The 23,112-nt window shown below is 63.7% G+C and carries 22 protein-coding genes; 15 read left to right on the forward strand and 7 right to left on the reverse strand.

The window, feature by feature from the left end; translation table 11 throughout:
- Positions 1–90 precede the first annotated feature (90 nt).
- From dusB to N5D53_RS15805, 6 genes are all read left to right on the forward strand, one after another.
- The gene (gene dusB, locus N5D53_RS15780) at positions 91–1,104 is read left to right on the forward strand and encodes a tRNA dihydrouridine synthase DusB (RefSeq protein ID WP_003249695.1); all 1,014 of its coding nucleotides are present in this window, start codon (positions 91–93) and stop codon (positions 1,102–1,104) included.
- Entirely contained in the window at positions 1,101–1,421 is a 321-nt protein-coding gene (fis, locus tag N5D53_RS15785; protein WP_012274390.1) for a DNA-binding transcriptional regulator Fis, read from the forward strand. Before dusB ends, fis begins: the two co-directional genes overlap by 4 nt.
- 81 nt (positions 1,422–1,502) lie before the next feature.
- Entirely contained in the window at positions 1,503–3,110 is a 1,608-nt protein-coding gene (gene purH, locus N5D53_RS15790; RefSeq protein WP_003249687.1) for a bifunctional phosphoribosylaminoimidazolecarboxamide formyltransferase/IMP cyclohydrolase, read from the forward strand.
- A gap of 146 nt (positions 3,111–3,256) precedes the next feature.
- Positions 3,257–4,552: a phosphoribosylamine--glycine ligase gene (purD, locus tag N5D53_RS15795; RefSeq protein WP_003249685.1), complete on the forward strand. Its 1,296-nt coding sequence runs from the start codon at positions 3,257–3,259 to the stop codon at positions 4,550–4,552.
- 135 nt (positions 4,553–4,687) lie between these two features.
- Positions 4,688–7,459, forward strand: a complete 2,772-nt coding sequence (locus tag N5D53_RS15800; protein WP_104962620.1) for a hybrid sensor histidine kinase/response regulator — start codon at positions 4,688–4,690, stop codon at positions 7,457–7,459.
- Positions 7,460–7,534: 75 nt separating this feature from the next.
- A complete protein-coding gene (locus tag N5D53_RS15805; protein ID WP_104962621.1) occupies positions 7,535–8,131 on the forward strand; it encodes a MarC family protein in 597 nt (198 codons plus the stop codon).
- Here N5D53_RS15805 and N5D53_RS15810 read toward each other — a convergent pair.
- From N5D53_RS15810 to cobG, 7 genes are all read right to left on the reverse strand, one after another.
- On the reverse strand, positions 8,128–8,751 hold the full coding sequence (locus N5D53_RS15810) for a hypothetical protein (RefSeq protein WP_012053821.1): 624 nt from the start codon (positions 8,749–8,751) through the stop codon (positions 8,128–8,130). The genes N5D53_RS15805 and N5D53_RS15810 overlap by 4 nt on opposite strands.
- On the reverse strand, positions 8,748–9,437 hold the full coding sequence (locus N5D53_RS15815) for a hypothetical protein (protein WP_012053822.1): 690 nt from the start codon (positions 9,435–9,437) through the stop codon (positions 8,748–8,750). Before N5D53_RS15815 ends, N5D53_RS15810 begins: the two co-directional genes overlap by 4 nt.
- A 59-nt stretch (positions 9,438–9,496) precedes the next feature.
- On the reverse strand, positions 9,497–10,177 hold the full coding sequence (locus N5D53_RS15820; RefSeq protein ID WP_012053823.1) for a hypothetical protein: 681 nt from the start codon (positions 10,175–10,177) through the stop codon (positions 9,497–9,499).
- 92 nt (positions 10,178–10,269) lie between these two features.
- The gene (gene cobJ, locus N5D53_RS15825; RefSeq protein ID WP_279840537.1) at positions 10,270–11,967 is read right to left on the reverse strand and encodes a precorrin-3B C(17)-methyltransferase; all 1,698 of its coding nucleotides are present in this window, start codon (positions 11,965–11,967) and stop codon (positions 10,270–10,272) included.
- Positions 11,955–12,689, reverse strand: coding sequence for a precorrin-2 C(20)-methyltransferase (locus tag N5D53_RS15830; protein ID WP_020191548.1), 735 nt, complete (start codon positions 12,687–12,689; stop codon positions 11,955–11,957). The genes cobJ and N5D53_RS15830 overlap by 13 nt, the downstream gene beginning before the upstream one ends.
- Complete coding sequence (locus N5D53_RS15835) at positions 12,686–13,312, reverse strand: precorrin-8X methylmutase (protein WP_003249670.1); 627 nt, start codon at positions 13,310–13,312, stop codon at positions 12,686–12,688. Before N5D53_RS15835 ends, N5D53_RS15830 begins: the two co-directional genes overlap by 4 nt.
- On the reverse strand, positions 13,305–14,636 hold the full coding sequence (cobG, locus tag N5D53_RS15840; protein ID WP_279840538.1) for a precorrin-3B synthase: 1,332 nt from the start codon (positions 14,634–14,636) through the stop codon (positions 13,305–13,307). The genes N5D53_RS15835 and cobG overlap by 8 nt, the downstream gene beginning before the upstream one ends.
- A gap of 243 nt (positions 14,637–14,879) precedes the next feature.
- Between cobG and cbiE the strand changes: the two genes are divergently transcribed.
- The 9 genes from cbiE to N5D53_RS15885 all read left to right on the forward strand — a co-directional run bounded on the left by cbiE (position 14,880) and on the right by N5D53_RS15885 (position 23,069).
- A complete protein-coding gene (gene cbiE, locus N5D53_RS15845; protein WP_279840539.1) occupies positions 14,880–16,091 on the forward strand; it encodes a precorrin-6y C5,15-methyltransferase (decarboxylating) subunit CbiE in 1,212 nt (403 codons plus the stop codon).
- Complete coding sequence (locus N5D53_RS15850; RefSeq protein ID WP_190869908.1) at positions 16,084–17,178, forward strand: cobalt-precorrin-5B (C(1))-methyltransferase; 1,095 nt, start codon at positions 16,084–16,086, stop codon at positions 17,176–17,178. Before cbiE ends, N5D53_RS15850 begins: the two co-directional genes overlap by 8 nt.
- On the forward strand, positions 17,175–17,894 hold the full coding sequence (locus N5D53_RS15855) for a cobalt-precorrin-6A reductase (protein WP_064491157.1): 720 nt from the start codon (positions 17,175–17,177) through the stop codon (positions 17,892–17,894). Before N5D53_RS15850 ends, N5D53_RS15855 begins: the two co-directional genes overlap by 4 nt.
- 128 nt (positions 17,895–18,022) lie before the next feature.
- Positions 18,023–18,460: an NfeD family protein gene (locus N5D53_RS15860; protein WP_049586722.1), complete on the forward strand. Its 438-nt coding sequence runs from the start codon at positions 18,023–18,025 to the stop codon at positions 18,458–18,460.
- A 26-nt stretch (positions 18,461–18,486) separates the two neighbouring features.
- Positions 18,487–19,341: an SPFH domain-containing protein gene (locus N5D53_RS15865; RefSeq protein ID WP_010955442.1), complete on the forward strand. Its 855-nt coding sequence runs from the start codon at positions 18,487–18,489 to the stop codon at positions 19,339–19,341.
- 218 nt (positions 19,342–19,559) lie between these two features.
- The gene (locus N5D53_RS15870) at positions 19,560–19,949 is read left to right on the forward strand and encodes a DUF2946 domain-containing protein (RefSeq protein WP_010955443.1); all 390 of its coding nucleotides are present in this window, start codon (positions 19,560–19,562) and stop codon (positions 19,947–19,949) included.
- A gap of 47 nt (positions 19,950–19,996) precedes the next feature.
- Positions 19,997–20,482, forward strand: coding sequence for a copper chaperone PCu(A)C (locus N5D53_RS15875; RefSeq protein ID WP_003249653.1), 486 nt, complete (start codon positions 19,997–19,999; stop codon positions 20,480–20,482).
- A 22-nt stretch (positions 20,483–20,504) separates the two neighbouring features.
- The gene (locus N5D53_RS15880) at positions 20,505–20,936 is read left to right on the forward strand and encodes a DUF2946 domain-containing protein (protein ID WP_279840541.1); all 432 of its coding nucleotides are present in this window, start codon (positions 20,505–20,507) and stop codon (positions 20,934–20,936) included.
- A gap of 66 nt (positions 20,937–21,002) precedes the next feature.
- On the forward strand, positions 21,003–23,069 hold the full coding sequence (locus N5D53_RS15885; RefSeq protein WP_279840542.1) for a TonB-dependent copper receptor: 2,067 nt from the start codon (positions 21,003–21,005) through the stop codon (positions 23,067–23,069).
- Positions 23,070–23,112: the final 43 nt, after the last annotated feature.

Genomic DNA, 23,112 nt, shown 5'->3' on the forward strand with positions numbered 1-23,112 from the left:
CCAAATCCATCTTTATCCAGTCATCGAGAGCGGGTATCATGCCAACCCTTTTTCGAACTCCAAGATTCGGCCCCACAACAGGGATCACCTATGTCGGCGGTACGCATCGGCCAATACACACTACGTAACAACCTGATCCTCGCGCCCATGGCCGGGGTCACGGACCAGCCTTTCCGTACACTTTGCCAGCGCCTGGGCGCCGGTATGGTGGTGTCGGAAATGGTTAGCAGCGACATGAGCCTGTGGAACAGCCGCAAGTCGAGCCTGCGCCGCATCCATGAAGGTGATCCCGAGCCACGCTCGGTGCAGATCGCCGGCGGCGATGCGCAGATGATGGCTGCGGCGGCAAAGGCCAATGTAGAGGCGGGTGCCCAGATCATCGATATCAACATGGGCTGTCCGGCAAAAAAAGTCTGCAACAAAGCCGCAGGCTCTGCTTTATTGAGAGATGAAGCCTTGGTCAGCGAGATCCTCCACGCCGTGGTCAGCGCCGTGGACGTACCGGTGACCCTGAAAATCCGCACCGGATGGGACCGGGCGAACAAGAACGGCCTGAACGTGGCGAAGATCGCCGAACAGGCTGGCATCCAGGCGCTGGCGGTGCATGGCCGCACACGTGCCGACCTGTACACCGGCGAAGCCGAGTACGACACCATCGCTGCCATCAAGCAGGCGGTGTCAATCCCGGTTTTTGCCAACGGCGATATCACCTCGCCAGAAAAGGCCCGGGCGGTGCTGGAAACCACCGGGGTCGATGGCCTGTTGATTGGCCGGGCTGCCCAGGGGCGGCCATGGATCTTTCGCGAGATCGAGCATTACCTGCGCACTGGCGAACATCTGCCAGCGCCGCAACTGGACGAAGTGGAACGCATCCTGCTGGAGCATCTGGCCGCGCTGCATGCCTTCTATGGCGATGTGATGGGCGTACGTATCGCCCGCAAGCACGTTGGCTGGTACCTGGCAACACGACCCGGCGGCAAGGAGTTTCGCGCCCGGTTCAACGCTTTGGAAGACACACAAGCGCAGTGCGCCAACGTTCGCGCGTTTTTCAGCGAACGTCGACAGAGCCTTGAGACAGAGGACGGACAAGGGGTGGCCGCATGACGATGATGACCGAGACATTTGTGAGTGGAACAACGCCCGTGAGCGACAACGCCAACCTGAAACAGCACCTCAACACGCCGAGCGAAGAGGGCCAGACCCTTCGCGACAGCGTCGAGAAGGCGCTGCACAACTACTTCGCCCACCTGGAAGGCGCGACCGTGACGGACGTGTACAACCTGGTGCTCTCCGAAGTCGAGGCGCCCCTGCTCGAAAGCGTGATGAACTACGTGAAGGGCAACCAGACCAAGGCCAGCGAGATGCTCGGGCTGAACCGAGGCACCCTGCGCAAGAAGCTCAAGCAGTACGACTTGTTGTAAGCCAGAATCCCATCCAGAAAAGGCGACTCCCTGAACAGAGGCGCCTTTTTTGCTGACTCCACCGCGTTATTGGAACCCGAAATGACCGACCAGACTACCCGCCTGCCAGTCCGCCGCGCCCTGATCAGCGTCTCCGACAAGACCGGTATCCTCGAATTCGCCCGTGAGCTGCAGCAGCTCGGTGTCGAGATCCTGTCCACCGGCGGCACCTACAAGCTGCTCAAGGACAACGGCGTAAACGCGGTGGAAGTGGCCGACTACACCGGCTTCGCCGAAATGATGGATGGCCGGGTCAAAACCCTGCACCCGAAGATCCACGGCGGTATCCTCGGCCGTCGTGGCACCGACGACGCCATCATGAACGAGCACGGCATCAAGCCGATCGACCTGGTTGCGGTCAACCTGTACCCGTTCGAAGCCACCATTTCCAAGCCAGGCTGTGACCTGCCGACCGCCATCGAGAACATCGACATCGGCGGCCCGACCATGGTCCGTTCGGCAGCCAAGAACCACAAGGACGTGGCCATCGTGGTCAACGCCAGCGACTACGCCGGCATCGTCGAAGGCCTCAAGGCCGGTGGCCTGACCTATGCCCAGCGCTTCGATCTGATGCTCAAGGCGTTCGAGCACACTGCCGCCTACGACGGCATGATCGCCAACTACATGGGCACCATCGACCAGGCCAAGGACACCCTGAGCACCGAGGCGCGCAGCGAATTCCCGCGCACCTTCAACAGCCAGTTCGTCAAGGCACAGGAAATGCGTTATGGCGAGAACCCGCACCAGAGCGCGGCGTTCTATGTAGAAGCCAAGAAAGGCGAAGCCAGCATTTCCACCGCTGTCCAGCTGCAAGGCAAGGAACTGTCATTCAACAACGTGGCCGACACTGACGCCGCGCTGGAATGCGTAAAGAGCTTCGTCAAGCCGGCCTGCGTCATCGTCAAGCACGCCAACCCGTGCGGCGTGGCGGTAGTACCGGAAGACGAAGGCGGCATCCGCAAAGCCTACGACCTGGCTTACGCGACCGACACCGAATCGGCGTTCGGCGGCATCATCGCATTCAACCGTGAACTGGACGGCGAAACCGCCAAGGCCATTGTCGACCGCCAGTTCGTCGAAGTGATCATCGCCCCGAAAATCTCCCAGGCCGCCCGCGACGTGGTGGCTGCCAAACAGAACGTACGTCTGCTGGAGTGCGGCGAGTGGCCAGCCGAGCGCGCTGCCGGTTGGGACTTCAAGCGCGTCAACGGTGGCCTGCTGGTGCAAAGCCGCGATATCGGCATGATCACCGCCGATGACCTGAAGATCGTCACCAAGCGTGCCCCGACCGAGCAAGAGATCCACGACCTGGTATTCGCCTGGAAAGTGGCCAAGTTCGTCAAGTCCAACGCCATTGTCTACGCCAAGCAGCGCCAGACCATCGGCGTCGGCGCCGGCCAGATGAGCCGCGTCAACTCCGCCCGCATCGCTGCAATCAAGGCCGAGCACGCTGGCCTGCAGGTGCAGGGCGCGGTCATGGCGTCGGATGCATTCTTCCCGTTCCGTGACGGCATCGACAATGCAGCTAAAGTGGGTATCAGCGCCGTGATCCAGCCGGGTGGTTCGATGCGTGATGCTGAAGTCATCGCTGCTGCCGACGAGGCCGGCATCGCGATGGTCTTCACTGGCATGCGCCACTTCCGCCACTAATTACGCGGATCCCGAGGCGAGTCGAGATCCTGTGGGAGCGGGCTTGCCCGCGAATACGATGGTGGATTCACCGCCGCATTCGCGGGCAAGCCCGCTCCCACAGTGTTCGGCGCAAGCCACGGGATCACTTGAATCGAGGTTTTGACATGAAAGTTTTGATCATCGGCAGCGGCGGCCGTGAGCACGCCCTGGCCTGGAAAGTCGCCCAGGACCCACGCGTCGAGAAAGTCTTCGTTGCCCCGGGCAACGCCGGTACCGCCATTGAAGCCAAGTGCGAGAACGTCGCCATCGACGTGTGTGCCCTGGAGCAACTGGCCGACTTCGCCGAGAAAAACGTCGACCTGACCATCGTCGGCCCGGAAGCACCGCTGGTTATCGGCGTGGTCGACCTGTTCCGCAGCCGCGGCCTGGACTGCTTCGGCCCAACCAAGGGCGCGGCCCAGCTGGAAGGCTCCAAGGCCTTCACCAAGGATTTCCTGGCACGTCACAAGATCCCGACCGCCGACTACCAGAATTTCACCGAGATCGAGCCAGCGCTGGCCTATCTGCAGGAAAAAGGCGCGCCAATCGTGATCAAGGCCGATGGCCTGGCGGCAGGCAAGGGCGTGATCGTCGCCATGACGCTGGAAGAAGCCGAAGCCGCCGTGCGTGACATGCTGGCTGGCAACGCCTTCGGTGAAGCAGGTTCGCGTGTCGTGATCGAAGAGTTTCTCGATGGCGAAGAAGCCAGCTTCATCGTCATGGTCGACGGCCACAATGTGCTGCCCATGGCCACCAGCCAGGACCACAAGCGCGTCGGCGACCAGGATACCGGCCCGAACACGGGCGGCATGGGCGCCTACTCCCCTGCCCCGGTGGTTACCGCCGACGTGCACCAGCGCGTGATGGACCAGGTGATCTGGCCAACCGTGCGCGGCATGGCCGAGGAAGGCAACGTCTACACCGGCTTCCTCTACGCCGGCCTGATGATCGACAAGGCGGGCAACCCCAAGGTCATCGAGTTCAACTGCCGCTTCGGCGACCCGGAAACCCAGCCGGTCATGCTGCGCCTGGAGTCGAGCCTGGTACTGCTGGTGGAAGCTGCGTTCGCCAAGGCACTGGACAAGGTCGAAGCACAGTGGGACCCGCGCCCGAGCCTGGGCGTGGTCCTGGCAGCGGGCGGTTACCCGGGCGACTACGCCAAGGGCGACGTGATCAACGGCCTGGACGCTGCCGCCAAGATCGAAGGCAAGGTATTCCATGCCGGTACTGCGCTCAAGGATGGCAAGGTAACCACCAACGGCGGGCGCGTGCTGTGTGCCACCGCCATGGGCAGCACCGTTGCCGACGCGCAGCAGCAGGCTTATCGCCTGGCCAAGGAAGTCAGCTGGAACGGCAGCTTCTACCGTTCCGACATCGGCTATCGGGCCATTGCCCGCGAGCGCGGTGAGCACCAGCAGTAAGTACTACCGGTATGCCGTAGCGGTTTCAGCCTGCGGCATCCGGCTCGTCGACAGGGCCCGGAATGGGCCTTGCCTTCGACTTGGCGCGCCGCGCATAGTGAGTACCCGGCACATCGGCCAAGAAGGGATTTCGTAGTGCGTCGGCTTCGGATTGCCTCAGCTCTGATCGTCAGCTTGCTGACCCTGCTCTGCATGTTTCCGGCTGCGGCCGAACATGACGGTGGCTGGACCGTTCTGTTCGACGAACAGGCCAACCTGCAACTGAGCGATGTGCGCTCCGAGCGCTATCGCAACCAGTTCAGCCCACTGCCTCTCGCCGACCTTGATGCTGCCCCGGCTGGACAGGCCTTGTGGCTGCACTATCGTCTGGCACCAGGTGACCAGGAGCAACTGCTGCGGGTATTTGCCCCGGACCTTTCTGGCCTGGACCTCTACGCCCTCGAAGGCGAACAACTTCTGCGTCAGCTGCACCACGGGCGCCAGGCCGGCAATGCCAGCCCGACCCTGCGAGGCAGCGACCATGTATTGCCCCTGCCCAACAGCAGGCAACCGCTGGACATCTACTTGCGCCTGGCCTCAGAGCACCAGCTGCGTCCGGCCATCAGCCTTGAACCTGCGGCCGAGGCAGCTTCGGACCAACGCCAGCCGCTGCTGTTCGGCATGCTGTTCGGCGGCCTGATCATGCTGATCATGCACAACCTGATCCGCTTCCTCTACACCCGCTCCAGCACCACCCTGATCCTGGCGCTCTACCACGGCCTGATGCTGCTCAGCGGCCTGATCCTGCTGAACCTCAGCGGCCCTTGGTGGCATGTGTGGCACAGTGCGCAAACGCCTGCCGCCTATCTGACACTGGTCCTGGCCGGCCTGTCCGGGTTGTATTTCACCCAACATTTCTTTTCGCCGTGCAATTCGCCACGGCTTAACCGCCTGCTGCAGGGTGAGATGCTGATTGTCGGGCTCAGTGGCCTGGTGCTGCTGTTCGTCGATACCCTGCCATTGAACCTGATGACCTACGCCCTGATGGCGCTGGGCAGCGTGAGCATGCTGCTGGTCAGCAGCTACCACTGGTACAAGGGTTATGCGCCCGGACGCCTGTTCAGCCTGGCAATGGTGGTGTTCAACCTCGGAGGCCTGGTACTGCTGCCAGCCCTGCTGGGCCTGACACGCACCTCGACACCCTGGCTGCTGTGTATCCTGCTGGGCCTGACCGTGGTCAGTGGCCTGCTGCTCAACCTGGCGGTCAGTGAACGGCTGCGGCGCATAAGCGAGGAGCGTTTCAGCGCCAGCCGCGCGCTGGCCGCCAGCGATGCAGAAATCAACGCCAAAGCCGAGTTCCTGGCCAAGATCAGCCACGAAATCCGCACCCCGATGAACGGCGTGCTCGGCATGACTGAACTGCTGCTGGGCACACCGCTGTCGGTGAAGCAGCGAGATTATGTGCAGACCATCCACAGCGCGGGCAACGAGCTGCTGACGCTGATCAACGAAATTCTGGACATTTCCAAGCTGGAATCCCGGCAGATCGAGCTGGATGACGTGCAGTTCGACCTTAACGCGCTGATCGAGGATTGCCTGAACATCTTCCGCGCCAAGGCCGAGCAACAGAACATCGAGCTGATCAGTTTCACCCAGCCACAAGTACCACGGGTCATCAGCGGAGACCCGACGCGCCTGCGCCAGGCCTTGTCGAGCCTGCTGGAAAACGCCCTGAAAAACACCGACCAGGGCGAGATCCTGCTGGTGGTGGCGCTGGATCAACGCGGCGAGGTGCCACGCCTGCGTATCGCCGTGCAGGACAGCGGCGAGCCGTTGCCCGCCGCCGACCGTGAAGCCTTGCTGCAGGCTGAGTTGCACAGCCACCACTTCCTTTCCAGCAACAAGCTGGGCGGCCATCTGGGGCTGGTCATCGCCAAACAGCTGATCGGTCTGATGCAGGGCGAGTTCGGCATCAAGAGCAGCACCGGCATGGGCAACACCTTGTGGCTGACCTTGCCGCTGGACCCTTCCCGTCTGGAACAGCCACCGGCGGACCTCGACAGCCCGCTGCGCGATGCCCGCGTGCTGGTGGTCGACGACAACGACACGTGCCGCAAGGTGCTTGTACAGCAGTGCAGCGCCTGGGGCATGAACGTCAGCGCGGTGCCGTCAGGCAAGGAGGCTCTGGCCCTTTTGCGCACCAAGGCACACCTGCGCGACTACTTCGACGCGGTGCTGCTGGACCAGAACATGCCCGGCATGACCGGCATGCAGCTGGCCGCCAAGATCAAGGAAGACCCGAGCCTGAACCACGACATCCTGGTGGTGATGCTCACCGGCATCAGCAATGCGCCGAGCAAAGTCATCGCGCGCAACGCCGGGGTCAAGCGAATACTGGCCAAACCGGTGGCCGGTTATACATTGAAGACCACCCTGGCCGAGGAGCTGGCCCAGCGCGGCCGCGAACAGGCGATGCCTGCCAGCCTGCCTGGCATCCCGCAGGCGCTGGACCTGCCAGGCGACTTCCGCGTGCTGGTCGCCGAAGACAACAGCATCTCGACCAAGGTGATCCGCAGCATGCTCGGCAAGCTCAACCTCAAGCCCGATACCGCCTGCAATGGCGAAGAGGCCTTGCAGGCAATGAAAGCGCAGCATTATGACCTGGTGTTGATGGACTGCGAGATGCCGATACTGGACGGTTTCTCGGCCACCCAGCAGTTGCGGGCCTGGGAAGCAGAAAACCAGCGCCAGCGCACGCCGGTGGTGGCACTGACAGCGCACATACTCGCCGAACACAAGGAGCGTGCGCGGCTGGCAGGCATGGACGGACACATGGCCAAGCCGGTGGAGTTGTCGCAGTTGCGTGAGCTGATTCAATACTGGGCCAATCACCGGGAAGCCAAGGTGGACCCGGCACATACGTCCTGACCGATATCCAATGCTCTTGCAGGAGCGGCCTCGCGACACAAGGCCGCGCCGGCATAAACCCAAGGAACACTGCTCATGCTCCATGAGTTGTTCAGCGTCTACCTGAAAATGCTCGTGCTCTACAGCCCGTTCTTCGTGCTGTCGTGTTTCATCAGCCTGACCCGTGGCCACTCCAGCAAGGAGCGCAAGCAACTGGCCTGGAAGGTCGCGTTCGCAGCCTTGGTCGCCAGCGTGACGCTCTACCTGTTCGGGCGCGCGATCTTCGGAATTTTCGGCATCACCGCCGATGCCTTCCGCATCGGTGCCGGCAGCGTGCTATTCATTTCGGCCCTGGGCATGGCCCAGGGCAAGCCGGCGGTACAGGCCGACAACGTGCAGCAGGATGTGACCATCGTACCGCTGACCATTCCGCTGACCGTTGGCCCCGGTACCATCGGTGCCCTGCTGGTGATGGGGGTGAGCCAGCCGCACTGGGATGAAAAACTGCTGGCCATCGTCAGCATTGCCCTGGCCAGTTTCACTGTCGGCCTAGTGCTTTACCTGTCCCACGGTATCGAGCGAATCCTGGGCGACCAGGGCCTGCAGATCGTCAGCCGTTTGATGGGGCTGTTCGTCTGTGCCCTGGCGGCGCAGATCATTTTTACAGGGATCAAAGGGTACCTGGTGCCTTAGATGGCATAGTCATGAATGCGCGCCAGGGATACCTTGACGACGCTTTCCTGCACTTTTGGCATTACGCTGTTCTCGAAGGCCAGAATATTGAACCGGACCAGCTCCGCACGCACATTCTTGTAACTGCGCTTGCGGCTGATGAACCCTGCACTGAAAACAGACTGCTTGTCCGTTTCGTGGTAAATCACCATGTCGACACGGTTATTACCGGCCGGCGCACAGGCCAACACTTGAAAGTGCTGCATCTCGAATGCCTTTTTCTCAAGTTCCTTCAGCACCGACGGCTTGGTCAGCAACGCTTGAATGGACACTTTGACCGACGATGCAAAGCTGTCCCCGGCAGTTTTGGACAGGGTCTGCAGCACCTGATCCGTCTGTTGCGTACGCGTCTTGTCCGGCCAATGGATCTGCTCAGCCGTCACCGCATCCCACCCCATGAATTTGAGTTGGTTACGGTAATAAGCGAACCAGTCTTTAATCAGCCCCTCTTTGAAAGCGGCCTCGGTGGCTCTTTCGGCCATTGCCAAGGCCAGCTTCACCTTGTTTTTCTGCGCGGCGTCGACGCCCGGCAAGAACGAAACAATCCCAGCGCCGATCACGGCAGACGTGGCTTCACTCATGATGCTGCTCCTGTAGGTTGTGCGTAAGGGTCGAACCGGTAAACGGCCTGTGCATCCTTGGTTTTCATCAAGGCCTGCAATTCATCACGCTGGCGTTGGAAGCGTCCTTCATCCAATGCCAGGGAAACGCCGTTGAACTCGGCCTCGCCCTCAAGTACTTGTTCGCCCAGAAATGTCTCCAGCGAAACTAGCGAGAGTGGCTTGTCGATTTGCAGCGAGATGCTGCACAAGTCCAGCGCCGGGCCCGGCTTGAGTACGCCAAGTTCGATGACCAGGGTGGAGCACTGCGCCTGATCATGCGCGCAGAAACTCAGCAAGTGCCTGAAGCCTTCAGCAGACTGGCCAAGGCCCGTCTTTATCGCCGCCAGCACGGCCTCATGGCGAAGCGAACGCATCTTCAGCCACGCTTCAAGTGGCTGTATATGCGCGTTGCGCACAGGTCGCCCCAACGGTTTCAGGTCATGAGTACTGGCCAGCTTGATCCAGCCCAGTTGGCGGTAGGCCTCCCGATACGCGGCATACCAGTTTTCATAATTGTCCACGCGTGAACCGGCGTGCTTGTTGGCTACCAACTGCGCGTACAGGACTGAATCGAAAGCGGCCTGGCGTTGTGCCTCGACTGCGCCTGGCGAATACAGCAATGCTGTTCCGCCAATCAACATCAGTTGCTCATCTGCTCTATCCATCGTGTTACCTCGTCACAAAGAACCGAACAAGGCGGCGTTGCGACTACGCCGCCGAGCAATCAGATGTCGTACTCGAGCACGTTCTCGACACTGCGCACGCCGAGTTTGTTTTCTACGGTTTCGCGGACTTTGTCGTAGACAAAGTTATTGAGGGTGAGCACTGCCGTGCCGGCGTAGTAAGCGGACCTGTCCAGCTTCCACTGGATGCCGAGCACATCGTCGTCCAGTGCTGGGGCAGATGCCTGGATGCAGCTCACCACCATGACCACATCGTTTTTTGAGGTTTCAATGCAGGAGGCCAGGCCGACCAGGCCCCTGGCTTTGTTCTTGCGCTTGTGGTGGAGCACCTTGGCGTCGTTTTCGACTGTGGTCATTTTGTCAAACGCCCGCTTTGCCACTTCACCCAGCTTGGTGCCGCCCAGCATCGCATTGCCGACCACACCTATCGCGCGGATGGCCACGGCGCCTACGGTGACGGACAGTTCCACCGAGGTTTCAAGTTCGAAGGTACGGCGTGGGATGGTAAAGCCAAGGTCTCGCATGACATCGATGAATTTGTCGTACCACTCCCGGCTCTGCTTTTCGGCGTCAAAAGCTTTGTCGGCGACCAACGTGGCGAAGTGGAAGGCATTCTTCACATCATGACGGCTTTGCGCAGACATGCCCGCGCCGAAGGCAAGCAGGTTGCCGTCTACCAGGATGGCGGCATCGGTGGTGGTGATTTGGGTTGCATCGGACATTGGAAACTCCTTGATGGTTGCCCCTTGAGTCAAGGGCAATCACCTTAGCCAGCGCGCTGGCCACAAAGCGCGCTGAAGAGTTTCCGACGCAACTAGTTGGCGGTGGGGTACCAACGCGGCGTGTAGGCCCACACCCCACCCGACAGGCGAGGGAATACACAGGTTGTAGAGGAGCCAACCAGAACCATGGTGCGCATATCGACCATTTCCGGCAGCAGCTCGGCCAAGGTGACTACCTTAAGCGTCTGCCCCGGCCTACCGATGTCACGGCCTAGGACTACAGGCGTGTTCCCGTCACGATGTCGGCGCACAACCTCCAGGGCCACACCGAGCTGGTGCGGCCTGGCCTTGGAGATCGGGTTGTAGAAGGCCAGCACCAGGTCGGCCTGGGCAGCCAGGTCCAGGCGCTTTTCAATGATCGACCAGGGCTTGAGGTTGTCCGACAGCGACATCACGCAGAAGTCATGCCCCAGCGGTGCACCTGCCTGGGCGGCGGTTGCCAGCGAGGCTGATACCCCCGGCAAGATCTGCAGGTCAACGCGATGCCAAGTGGGGTCGCTGGATTCGTGCAATGCTTCGAGCACCGCAGCGGCCATGGCGAAAACGCCCGGGTCGCCCGACGAGACCACCACCACCGAACGGCCTTGGGCCGCCAGTTCGAAGGCATGTCGGGCGCGCTGCATCTCTTCGCGGTTGTCGGTGCAGTGCAGCACCTGGTCGCTGCGGAACGGGCCAGCCATGCGCACGTAAGTTTCATAACCGAGCACATCTTCGGCCTGCGCCAGTTCGGCCTTGACCGCCGGCACCATCAGTTCCGCCGCACCTGGGCCAAGGCCGATGACCGCCAGGCGACCGCGACGGCGGCCGACCTGCGCTACGTCGACCGGGGCAGGCGCCACCGCGACCACGACTTCTCCAAGCGCTATCAACTCGCTATCGGGCACCGCCGCAGCGACCATGCTGGCCACATCGCCTGGGCGGGTGGCGAAGCGCAAGGGGACACCCAGGGCCTGCGCAGCTTCGTGCAACGCGCTGTCGGCCATGGTTCGCTCGTCTGCCAGCACGCAGGCTACCGAGGGCTCGGCGATGCCGGCCTGCTGCAGGGCTGCGCGAATACTGTGCAGATTGCCACCTGCAACGCCCACCACCACCAGGCGCGGGTGGATCAGCAGCTCGTCGCGGTTGGCCGGGCGCGCCTGATGCCCCACATGGATGGTGCGCTGCGCCGCTTCGCTGGCGGGCAACTGCGCCAGCTGCAGCCACGGGGCGTTACCTTCGATGCGCACAGGCTCACCCGCCAGCAGGTCGGATACAAAGCGCTTGCCTTGCTCGATGTCGGCCAATGCATAGCCCTGCGGCGGGTTCAGCAGGCAAGTCCCGAAGCGCAGCTCGCCACTGGTGGTGATGGCAGCGGAAACGCCCAGCGCGTCAGCGATTTCGCGCGCCATCACGTTCACCCCACCGAGGCCGCCGAGCAACGGCACTACCGCGCTACCATCCTCGGCCACGGCCAGGACCGGCGGCTCGCTGCCCTTCTCGCTGAGCAGGCTGGCCAGACTGCGGATGACGATACCCGCGGCGCACAACGCGATGATCGGCGTGTCTTGCTGGTACAACCCGCGCAGGGTATCGCCAAACGACGCGTACGACTGGTCCGCACCCTCGACACGCCCCTCGAGGCCATGGATCGTGGCCTGTGGATAACAGGCCTGGATACGCTGCGCCGTCGCCAGGCTGCCCGGCCCAAGAATGATGATCGCCGGCGCCTTGTGCATGTTCAGCCCTGCCATTTTTCCCCCGGCACGATGATCAACGAGAAGTAGGGTGACGACTGCGGGTCGACCTGGTCCAGCGGCACGATCTTCTGGTTGGCCATGGTCGCCCGTTCCACATACAGCGCACGCCCGTCCAGGCCCAGTTCGGCCAGCACTTCGCGCACCTTGGGGAAGTTGCGCCCAAGTTTCATGATCACCGCTGCATCGGCGTCGGCCAGACGGCGCTTGAGCTCTTGAGCGGGCAACACGCCGGACAACACCGACAGGCTCTGGTTGCGGTACACCAGCGGCGCCCCCAGCACCGAAGCGCCACCGAGCATGGAGCAGACACCGGGAATCACTTCTGCCTCGTAGCGCTGCGCCAGGCGGTCATGCAAGTACATGTAGGAGCCATAGAAGAACGGGTCGCCTTCGCAAATCACCGCCACGTCGCGGCCGGCATCCAGGTGCTCGGCCACCTGTACGCTGGCTTCGTCGTAGAAGTCGCTGATCACTTGCTCATAGGACAGCGGCGCCGGCAGCACTTCGGTGGTGACCGGGTAGACCAGCGGCAGCAGGGTCTGCTCGGGCTGCAGGTGCGCCTCGATAATGCCGAAGGCATTGCCACGCTTGCCCTTGGCCACGAAGTAGCCGACCACCGGCGCCTCACGCAACAGGCGCAGGGCCTTGAGGGTAATCAGTTCAGGATCGCCAGGGCCCACGCCCAGGCCAAGCAGTCGTCCGCGCGGCGCCATCATTCCACCTCCGTGGCCAGGGCGTTGACCGCCGCGGCGGCCATCGCGCTACCGCCCAGGCGGCCTTGCATGATCACGAACGGCACGCCACGGCTGTCGGCGGCGAGCATGGCCTTGGACTCGGCAGCGCCGACGAAACCGACCGGGAAACCGAGGATCAGCGCCGGCTTGGGCGCACCGGCATCGAGCATCTCCAACAGGTAGAACAACGCGGTAGGGGCATTGCCGATGACCACCACGCTGCCCTCCAGGTAAGGGCGCCACAGCTCCAGGGCTACGGCGGAGCGTGTGTTGCCGGCGTCTTTGGCCAGGCCCGGCACGCTGGGGTCACGCAGGGTGCAGATGACTTTGTTGTCAGCTGGCAAGCGCGCCCGGGTGATCCCTTCGGCCACCATGTGCGCATCGCACAGGATCGGCGCGCCGTTGAGCAGCGCCTCGCGCCCGGCCCGGCCGGCACCGTCTGAGAACTGCAGGCCATCGATGGCGTCGACCATGCCACAGGCGTGGATCACGCGCACGGCGAGCTTTTCAAGGTCTGCGGGGATCCGCTCGAGTCGGGCTTCCTCGCGGATGATCCGGAAGGAGTTGCGATAGATCTCCTGACCATCGCGGATGTAGTCAATCATCAAGGTGCTCCGTCGGCAGGTCGAGCATGGCGCCTGCTTCATTCAAGGTAAGGTCGGTGGCGCGCAGGGCACCGAAACCCGGCTGGCGCGCATCACGCAGGTACAGGTCGTAACGGCCCGGCGAACGGGCCAGCAAAGTGGCCGGGGCAACATGGGCCACGGCGCAGGAACGGGGGCAGCCGGACAGGTGCACGCTGGCCGGCACGCCAGGGCCCAGCAGCGCGGCCAGGACAACGGCGTCGGCCTTGGTCTCGGCAAGGGCCTTGGCGCAGCCGCTGGCACCGGTGCAGGCGCTGATACGCGCCAGGGGTTCATGGTCGTGGCACAGCAACCCCAGCGCAGACAGTTCGGCCAGGGCCTGATCGATGTGCTGCGCTTGCAGGTTGGTCAGCACCAGGCTTTGCCAAGGGCTAAGGCGCATGCTGGCATCGCCCAGTTCACGGGCAATACGTGCGGCGCCACGCAGCATCGCGGGGGTCAGGCGGCCTTGCGGCGGGGCAACGCCAAGGGCAATACCCTGCGCCTGGGGCAATCTGCCCAACCACGAGGCGCGGTGCTGTTCACGCCGCCATGTGAGCACGGCGGCATCGCGGCGGATGTCCAGACCGAGCCCAGCGACAAAATCAGCTGACGGGTACACCTCAAGCAGCTGGCGCATGCGCGCCTGCGTCGGGGATGCCAGATCGAGGAAGCGCTCCAGCACGGCGCGCACCAGCATCAGGCCCTGTGCCAGCGGCACCGCACCGAGCGCCTGGCCCTCTGCCGGGCAACCTGCCAGGCCAAACGCCAGCCAGGTCTGCTGATCCAGGTGCAGGGGCGACAGCCACAGGTCATGGGGGTGTTCGAGCATCGCCAGGCGCTCGCCTGCATCCAGCTGCACAGCGAACTTGGCCGACAGCTGGTGAAAGCGCGGGGTGCCTTCCAACAGGTCGAGGATCTGCCCGGCCAGCGGCCTGGCGTCCAGCAGCATGAGCGGGTCATGCCCGGCCAGTGGGCTGAGCATCACGTTGCGCACATCGTCACCCGCGGCGTCGCGTGGTCCCAGGCCGGCTGCGAGCAGTGCCTCGACCAAAGCGCGATGCTCGCTGCCAATGCCGCGAATCTGCAGGTTGCCACGGTTGGTGGCTTCGATCACGCCGCCAGCAAAGCGCTCGGCCGCCGCCGCCACGGCCTCGGCCTGCTCGGCCAGCAGCAGGCCACCCGGCAGCTTGATACGGCAGATGCCGCCATCACGGGCACTGACGATGCGCCACAACCCCGGGCAGGCCGAGGGACGAGGGATGACAGTGGGGGCTTCGGCCTGGGTCAATGGGGTGTCCGGCAATCTGTGAAAGTGCGCTTGAGTGTAGAAGGCGCGGTATTATGCCTGCTTTGTCCGGCGGCATGAAAAGCCGGTGGTCGAGCATCCTCGGCGATCAAGTAGAAATTCAGGACCGCGTCGCCTTCTTCGCGGGCTCGCCCGCTCCCACAGGATCACTGCAGGCTGCACATGCTGCACTGTACCTGTAGGAGCGGGCTTGCCCGCGAAGGGGCGCGAAGCGGCCCCAAAAATGGCGGATTGAAATACATGACACCCTGGCTGACAGTAGTAGGCATCGGCGAAGACGGCTTCAGCGGCCTGGGCAAACAGGCCCGGCGCGCCCTGCTGGGCGCTGGCCGGGTCTTCGGCAGCCCGCGCCAGCTGGCCTTGCTGCCACGTTGCGTGACCGCTGAACAGCTGGCCTGGCCCAGCCCGTTCTCGCTGGCCCCGGTGCTGGCCCGTCGCGGCGAGCCGGTGTGCGTGCTGGCCAGCGGTGACCCTATGTTCTACGGCGTCGGCGCCAGCCTGGCACGCCAGGTGCCTGCTGCAGAAATGCGCGTGTTGTCGCTGCCCTCTTCCTGCGCCCTGGCCGCTGCCCGCCTGGGCTGGCCGCTGCAGGACCTGCAGGTGGTGTCGCTGGTGGCCCGCCCCCTGGCGGCGCTCAATGCCCACTTGTACAGCGGCATGCGCCTGCTGGTGCTGAGTAACGATGGCGACAGTCCGGCGGCAATTGCCGCGCAACTGCGCGAGCACGGCTTCGGCCCTAGCCGCCTGCAGGTGTTCGAGCACCTGGGGGGCGTGGACGAACGTGCACTGGCCGGCACCGCCCAAGACTGGCCGCACACTGGTATCGCGGCGCTCAACCTGGTAGCCATCGAATGCCTGGCTACGCCCGATGCGCCCCGCCTGCACCGGCTGGCCGGGCTGCCAGACGCCGCATACCGGCACGATGGCCAGTTGACCAAGCGTGATGTCCGCGCCATCACCCTGGCGCGCCTGGCACCGCAGCCTGGCGAACTGTTGTGGGATGTGGGTGCGGGCTGCGGCTCGATCGGCATCGAATGGATGCGCGCCCACCCGGCATGCCGCGCCTTGGCCATCGAGGCCGACGAAGGCCGCCAGGGTTTGATCGAGCACAATCGCGATGCACTGGGTGTACCCGGCCTGCAACTGATTCGCGGCAAGGCGCCAGCGGCGCTGCAAGGCCTGGAACAACCGGATGCGATCTTCATCGGAGGCGGCGTAACCCGCACAGGTGTACTGGACCTGTGCTGGGCAAGCCTGCGCCCCGGCGGCCGCCTGGTGGCCAACGCCGTCACCCTGCAAAGCGAACTGGCCCTGGCACATTTTCGCGAACAGCACGGTGGTGAGCTGACCCGCATCCATGTCGCGCATGCCCAGCCCTTGGGTGCGTTCGACACTTGGCGCCAGGCGCTGCCGATCACCCTTCTGGAAGTACTGAAACCCGCCGATGCGTGAAGAAACCCGCGAACAGCCCGCACCTCTGCGCAGCGGCCTTACCACCGGCAGCTGCGCCACCGCCACCAGCCTGGCAGCGGCCAAGCTGCTGCTCACCGGGCAGCGTGACGATGCGGTGGACATCACCCTGCCCAAAGGCAAGGTCGTGCAGATGCGCCTGGAATTCTGCCGCCTGATCGGCGAGTGCGCCGAAGCCGGCACCCTCAAGGATGCGGGTGACGACCCGGACGTGACCCACGGTGCCCTGGTCTATAGCCAGGTGCGCCTGCTGGCGGAACCTGGCATTGGTTTTGTCGCCGGCAGCGGCGTGGGCACGGTGACCCGGCCGGGGCTGGTGCTGGCTGTGGGTGAACCGGCCATCAACCCGGTGCCTCGGCGCATGATCAGTGAACACCTGCAACACCTGGCCGACGCGTGTGGCTACCTTGGCGGCTTCGAGGTCACGGTCAATGTGCAAGGTGGCGAGCAGCTGGCCCTGAAAACCATGAACCCGCGTCTGGGCATTCTCGGTGGGCTGTCGATCCTCGGCACCAGCGGCATCGTGCGGCCGTTCTCCTGCGCGGCCTACATTGCCTCGATCCACCAAGGCATCGACGTGGCCCACACCAATGGCTACACGCACATAGCCGCGTGCACCGGCAATGCCAGCGAAGACACCATGCGCCGCGTCTACGGTCTGCCGGAAATCGCCCTGATCGAAATGGGCGATTTCGTCGGCGCGGTGCTCAAGCACCTGCGCAAGGTACCGGTGCCGCGCCTGACCCTGTGCGGCGGCTTCGGCAAGATCAGCAAACTGGCCGCCGGGCACATGGACCTGCACAGCCGTCACTCCAGCATCGACTTGCCGCAACTGGCCGGTTGGGCCGCAGACATTGGCGCTGACGAGGCGTTGCAGGCTGCCATCAGCGGCGCCAACACCAGCCAGCAAGCGCTCGCCCTGGCTCATGCGGCCGGCATTGCCCTGGGTGACGCGGTGTGTGCCCACGCCCTGGCCTTCGCCCGTAGCGTCGTGCCGGCGCAGGTGCACGTGGAAGTGTTCGCCATCGACCGCCAAGGCGGCATCGTCGGCCAGGCGGGTGTGCAATGACTGCGCGCATCCTGTTGCTGGGGGGTGTCACTGAAGCCCTGGCTATCGCCCGCCGGCTCGGGCCTCGACATGTCTACAGCCTGGCCGGTATCGGCCGCGTGCCACAGGGCTTGCAATGCCAGGTGCGGGTCGGGGGCTATGGCGGTGTCGAGGGCCTGACCCGTTACCTGCGCGAAGCGGGCATCACCCTGCTGATCGACGCCACCCATCCCTATGCCGCGCAAATCAGCCGCAATGCCGCCAGCGCCGCACGCAACGCCGGCATCCCGTGCTGGGCCTTGCGCCGCCCCGCCTGGCAGGCGCAAGCGGGGGACGACTGGCGTGAAGTCGAGGATTGGGCAGGGTTGATCGAAGCACTGAAGCCGTTCCGCAGGCCACTGTTCACGCTGGGGCGCGAGCCGCTTCAGCACCTGGACGAGATTCCGCCGGAGCAGTTCTGGACCTTGCGTGCGCTGGAGGCGTGCCCTGGCAACGAGCGCTGTGAAGTGATTGGCGCACGTGGGCCGTTCCATATCGAGGATGAGCGAGTGTTGTTCCAGCGCCGCCACATCGATGTGCTGATCAGCAAGAACAGCGGCAGTGTGGCGACCGAGCCGAAGCTGGAAGTGGCGCGGGAGCTTGGCGTGCCGGTGCTTGTCCTGAAACGTCCGACGCTGCCGGAGGTGGACAGGGCATTCGACTCACTGACGGATCTGGCCACAGCGCTCGCCCTTTAGGCGCTGCCCTTTCGCGACACAAAGGCACTCCTACAAGGATTTCAGACTTTTCTTCCAACCAACCCAGTGGCCCGTTGCCGATCTGCTGCCTTAAACTCGACGCCCCTCCCCCGGAAGGTTTCACCCATATGGAAATGCAATGGTGGATCTGGCTGGTCTTCGGCATTGCGCTGATCCTGCTTGAACTGGTCCTCCCAACGTTCTTCATACTCTGGTTCGGCATCGGCGCCGTGCTGGTCTCGCTTATCTCGCTCGCCGCACCCAGCCTGCAACTGGACATGCAGGTCCTGCTGTGGGTACTGCTGTCGTCGGCCACCACCGTGCTGTGGTTCAAAGTGTTCCGGCGCAAGCAGCCGGATGTGCGCTGGACCGCCGACAGCGTGATCGGCGAAGTGGGCCTGCTGACCGCTCCCGTGTCGGAGTTCCAGAAAGGCCGCGTACGCTTCCAGAAGCCGATCCTCGGCAACGAAGAGTGGACCTGCGTCGCCGATAGCCAGATCGCCGCCGGCGAGCGGGTACGCCTGACCGCCATCGAGGGGAACACCGCCCGCGTTATCCGGGCCTGAATCCGCATTAAAAGGAATTTTGCAGCATGACCAGCCTCATCGTCGTCGGCGCCATCGCCCTGTTCGTCCTGATCACCGTGTTCAAGGGGGTGCGCATCGTGCCCCAGGGCGAGGAGTGGATCGTCGAACGCCTGGGTCGCTACCACAGCACCCTCAAGCCGGGCCTGAACATTGTCATCCCCTACATGGACGTGGTCGCCTACCGCCTGCCGACCAAGGACATCATCCTCGATGTGCAGCAGCAGGAAATCATCACCAAGGACAACGCGGTAATCGTCGCCAACGCCCTGTGTTTCGCCAAGGTAGTCGACCCGCAGAAAGCCTCGTATGGCGTGCAGGACTTCTCGTTCGCCGTCACCAGCCTGACCATGACCTCGCTGCGCGCCATCGTCGGTGCAATGGACCTCGACGAGGCGCTGTCCAGCCGCGAGCAGATCAAGGCCCGCCTGCGCGATGCAATGTCCGAGCAGACCGAAGACTGGGGCGTGACGGTGCGCTCGGTGGAGATTCAAGACATCAAACCTTCGGAAAACATGCAACTGGCCATGGAACGCCAGGCCGCGGCCGAACGTGAGCGCAAGGCCGACGTTACCCGCGCCGAAGGGGCCAAGCAGGCGGCGATCCTCGAAGCAGAGGCGCGCCTGCAGGCGGCCAGGCTGGATGCCGAGGCACAGATCAGCCTGGCCGAGGCCTCGGCGCGGTCGATTTCGCTGGTGAAGGAAGCGGTGGGCAACGAGACCGTACCGGCGATGTACCTATTGGGCGAACGCTATGTGGGCGCGATGGAGAACCTGGCGGGGAGCAGCAATGCCAAAGTGGTGGTGTTGCCGGCTGACCTGCAAGAAACCGTGCGCGGGTTGATGGGCCGCAACAAGATTTGAGAGTGTCGGGGGCGCTTTGCGCCCCTATCGCGACACAAGGCCCCACAGGACAGCGCAGTATTCGAGGCTGCCGCAATTCTGTGGGAGCGGCCTTGTGTCGCGATGGGCTGCACAGCAGCCCCCATTACCAGACCACCTGCGTCACTTCACCGCACCCCGGCATTTTTACCTATACTCCGCCGTACAATAGCCACCACGATTCCTGACCGGATCTCTCCATGCCCCCACGTCGGCACATTGCCTGGATAGCCTGCCTTGCAGTGCTGTTCAACCTGCTGGCCATGCCGCTGTCTTCTGCTGCGCCCAAGGGCACGGCCGAGCAGCTGCTGTGGGGGGCTTTCTGTTCCAGCATGGCCAACAAGGCCAACGTCGACGTTCAGGCCCTGGCCAAGATCGACCTCGGCCCGCAAAGTGACGACAGCGTCGGCATGATGAACTGCTGGTGCTGCTCCGGTGCCGTGCCGCTGCTGGCCCTGCCCGGCTACCCGCCACAGTTGCACAACCCGCCGACACTGCTCAGCGGGCTGCTGCCGCCACCTGCCAAGTACACACCCACGCCCCGCCAGCTCTGGCCTGGGCTAAACCCTCGTGCCTCTCCGCTAGCCTGAGTTCATCATGCTGTCTGCCTGAACCAGAATTGAAACGGAGATTCACCATGCTCAAGCACGCCCTCGTCATGGCCGCCCTGCTGCTGCCTGGCGCCTTTGCCAATGCCCACGAATACAGCGTGGGTGACCTGCACATTGCCCACCCGTGGTCGCTGCAGTTGCCACCCAACGCGCCTAACGTCGCCGCGTATTTCGTGGTGCACAATAATGGCCAGGCTGATGACCGCCTGCTCAGCGTCGACAGCCCCATCAGCGATGACGCGCAACTTCACGAGCATGCCATGAGCGCCACTGGCGCCATGAAGATGCAACAGGTGCCCAGCGTGGTAGTGCCTGCCGGCAAGGACCTGACCTTTGCCCCCGGTGCCTACCATGTGATGCTGATGCAGCCCAAGGACCGCAGCCTGCTCAGCGACGGCAAACGCTTCCCGTTGACCCTGCACTTCGAAAAGGCCGGCGACATCACCGTCGAAGTGGCCGTGCAGAAGCAGGCGCCTGCGGACCAGCCGCAAGCCCACGAACACGCGCACTGATACCTGCTGACAGGCACGCGCCATGAGCCTGCCGCGCCACAGCATCGGCCGTACCACCCGCCCTGACCTCAGGCGCGCCGGTGGCGGATGGCTGAGCCTGTTCGCCATGTGGATGATCTTCATCGGCCCGCTGATTTCCCAGTCGATGCCGATGGACCACCACGCGGGCATGAACATGCCGATGAACATGCCGATGGCGGCTGCCCATCAGCATGGCGGCGACGCCCATCACGGCCACGGCAGCGATGGCCAGTTGCATGTGATGTGGGAAAAGTGCGGTTACTGCAGCCTGTTGTTCAACTGCCCGGCCCTGCCCCAGGCCCTCAGCCCGCTCAGCGCCGACAGCATCGTCCCCACCACCCACCTGCTTGCGCCAACGCACCAGGGCCATGCCCGGCAGGCTGTATTCCCTGGTGCGCGCAGCCGCGCCCCGCCTTCTTCGATCAACGTCTGAAACCACATTTTGCGCACGAAGCCAGGAGGCTTCGCGCTAACTCATGACTGATCGACTGGAATCATTATGTCCGGCTGCACCCCTGTTTTTGCCTTGTCCCTGCGTGGGACCATCGCCGCCCTGTGCGGCTCGCTGCTCGCGCCCATGGCCCTGGCTGCCGACCCTGGCCATGAAGACCATGTGCACGACGCACCCGAGTTGAGCCCGACGGTGATCACCGCCGTGGCCCCGAGTTCGCCGCTGACTGTGGTCACCAACCCGAAAGACCCGCGCCAGCCAGTGCCGGCCAGCGACGGCGCCGACTACCTGAAGACCATCCCCGGCTTCTCGGCAATCCGTGCCGGCGGTACCAACGGCGACCCGGTATTGCGCGGCATGTTCGGCTCGCGCCTGAACATCCTCACCAACGGCGGCTTGATGCTTGGAGCCTGCCCCAATCGCATGGACGCGCCCACGTCCTATATCTCGCCAGAAACCTACGACCGCCTGACCGTGATCAAAGGCCCGCAGAGCGTCATCTGGGGGCCCGGCGGCTCGGCCGGCACCATCCTCTTCGAGCGCGAACCTGAGAAATTCGGCACCCTCGGCAGCCGCGTCAACGCAAGCCTGCTGGCCGGCTCCAACGGCCGCTTCGACAAGGTGCTGGATGCCGCGGCCGGCAACAGTCAGGGCTATGCCCGCTTCGTCGGCAACCAGTCACGCTCGGACGACTACCACGACGGCAACGACGACACCGTGCCGTCGCGCTGGGAAAAGTGGAACGGCGATGTCGCCCTCGGCTGGACACCCGACCAGGACACCTTGCTGGAACTGACTGCCGGCAAGGGTGACGGCGAAGCCCGCTACGCCGGGCGCGGCATGGACGGCTCGCAGTTCAAGCGCGAAAGCCTGGGCCTGCGCTTTGAAAAGTCCAACCTCGGCGAGGTGCTCGACAAGGTCGAGGCGCAGGTCTACTACAACTACGCCGACCATGTGATGGACAACTACAGCCTGCGCACGCCGTCGGGTAGCGGAATGATGGGCATGCCGATGGTCAGCAACGTCGACCGCCGCACCATGGGTGCACGCATCAAAGCCACCTGGCGCTGGGCCGATGTGCAACTGATCAGCGGCATCGACGCGCAAACCAACGAACATCGCCAGCGTGGCGGTATGGGTGTGGACGCACACAAGGGCAAGGCCTGGACCAAGGACGCCGACTTCCACAACTACGGCGCCTTCAGCGAACTGACCTGGTACGTCAGCGGTGAGGACCGCTTGATTACCGGCGCCCGCCTTGACCGCGCCTCGGCGCGTGACTTCCGCAAAACCAGCGCCACCGAAGGCGACACCCGCGCCGATACCCTGCCAAGCGGCTTCATCCGTTACGAGCACGACCTGGCGGCCATCCCGGCCACCACCTACATCGGCCTCGGCCATGCCCAGCGCTTCCCCGACTACTGGGAGCTGTTCTCACCCAAGCTGGCACCACCCGGCTCGGCCAATGCCTTCGACGGCATCAAGCCAGAAAAAACCACCCAGCTCGACTTCGGCATCCAGTACCGCACTGAACGCCTGGAGGCCTGGGCTTCGGGCTATGTCGGGCAGATTCGCGACTACATCCTGTTCGACTATCGCACTGGCATGATGGGCATGAGCACCTCGCAGGCGCAGAACATCGATGCCCGCATCATGGGTGGCGAACTGGGCGCCGCCTACCAGCTGACTGAAAACTGGAAGGCCGACGCCACGCTTGCCTACGCTTGGGGCAAGAACAGCAGCGATGGCAAAGCGCTACCTCAAATGCCTCCCCTGGAAAGCCGCATGGGCCTGACGTACAGCCGCGATGTGTGGAGCGTCGGCGCACTGTGGCGGCTGGTGGCGGCGCAAAACCGCATTGCCGAAAACCAAGGGAACGTCGTTGGCAAGGACTACGACAAGAGCGCCGGCTTCGGCGTGTTCTCCCTGAACGGCGCCTACAAGGTGAACAACAACCTCAAGCTCAGCGCAGGGGTCGACAACCTGTTCGACAAAACCTACGCCGAGCACTTGAACCTGGCCGGGAACGCCGGGTTTGGCTACCCGGCTACAGATCCACAGCCGGTCAACGAGCCAGGCAGGACCTTCTGGACCAAGGTCGACTTCAGCTTCTGACAACAACGGGCGCAGCTTCGGTTGCGCCCCTCAGCTGGTCAAA

Origin of the sequence: Pseudomonas sp. GD03862, from assembly GCF_029840855.1 — a bacterium.
Classification (GTDB): Bacteria; Pseudomonadota; Gammaproteobacteria; order Pseudomonadales; family Pseudomonadaceae; genus Aquipseudomonas; species Aquipseudomonas alloputida.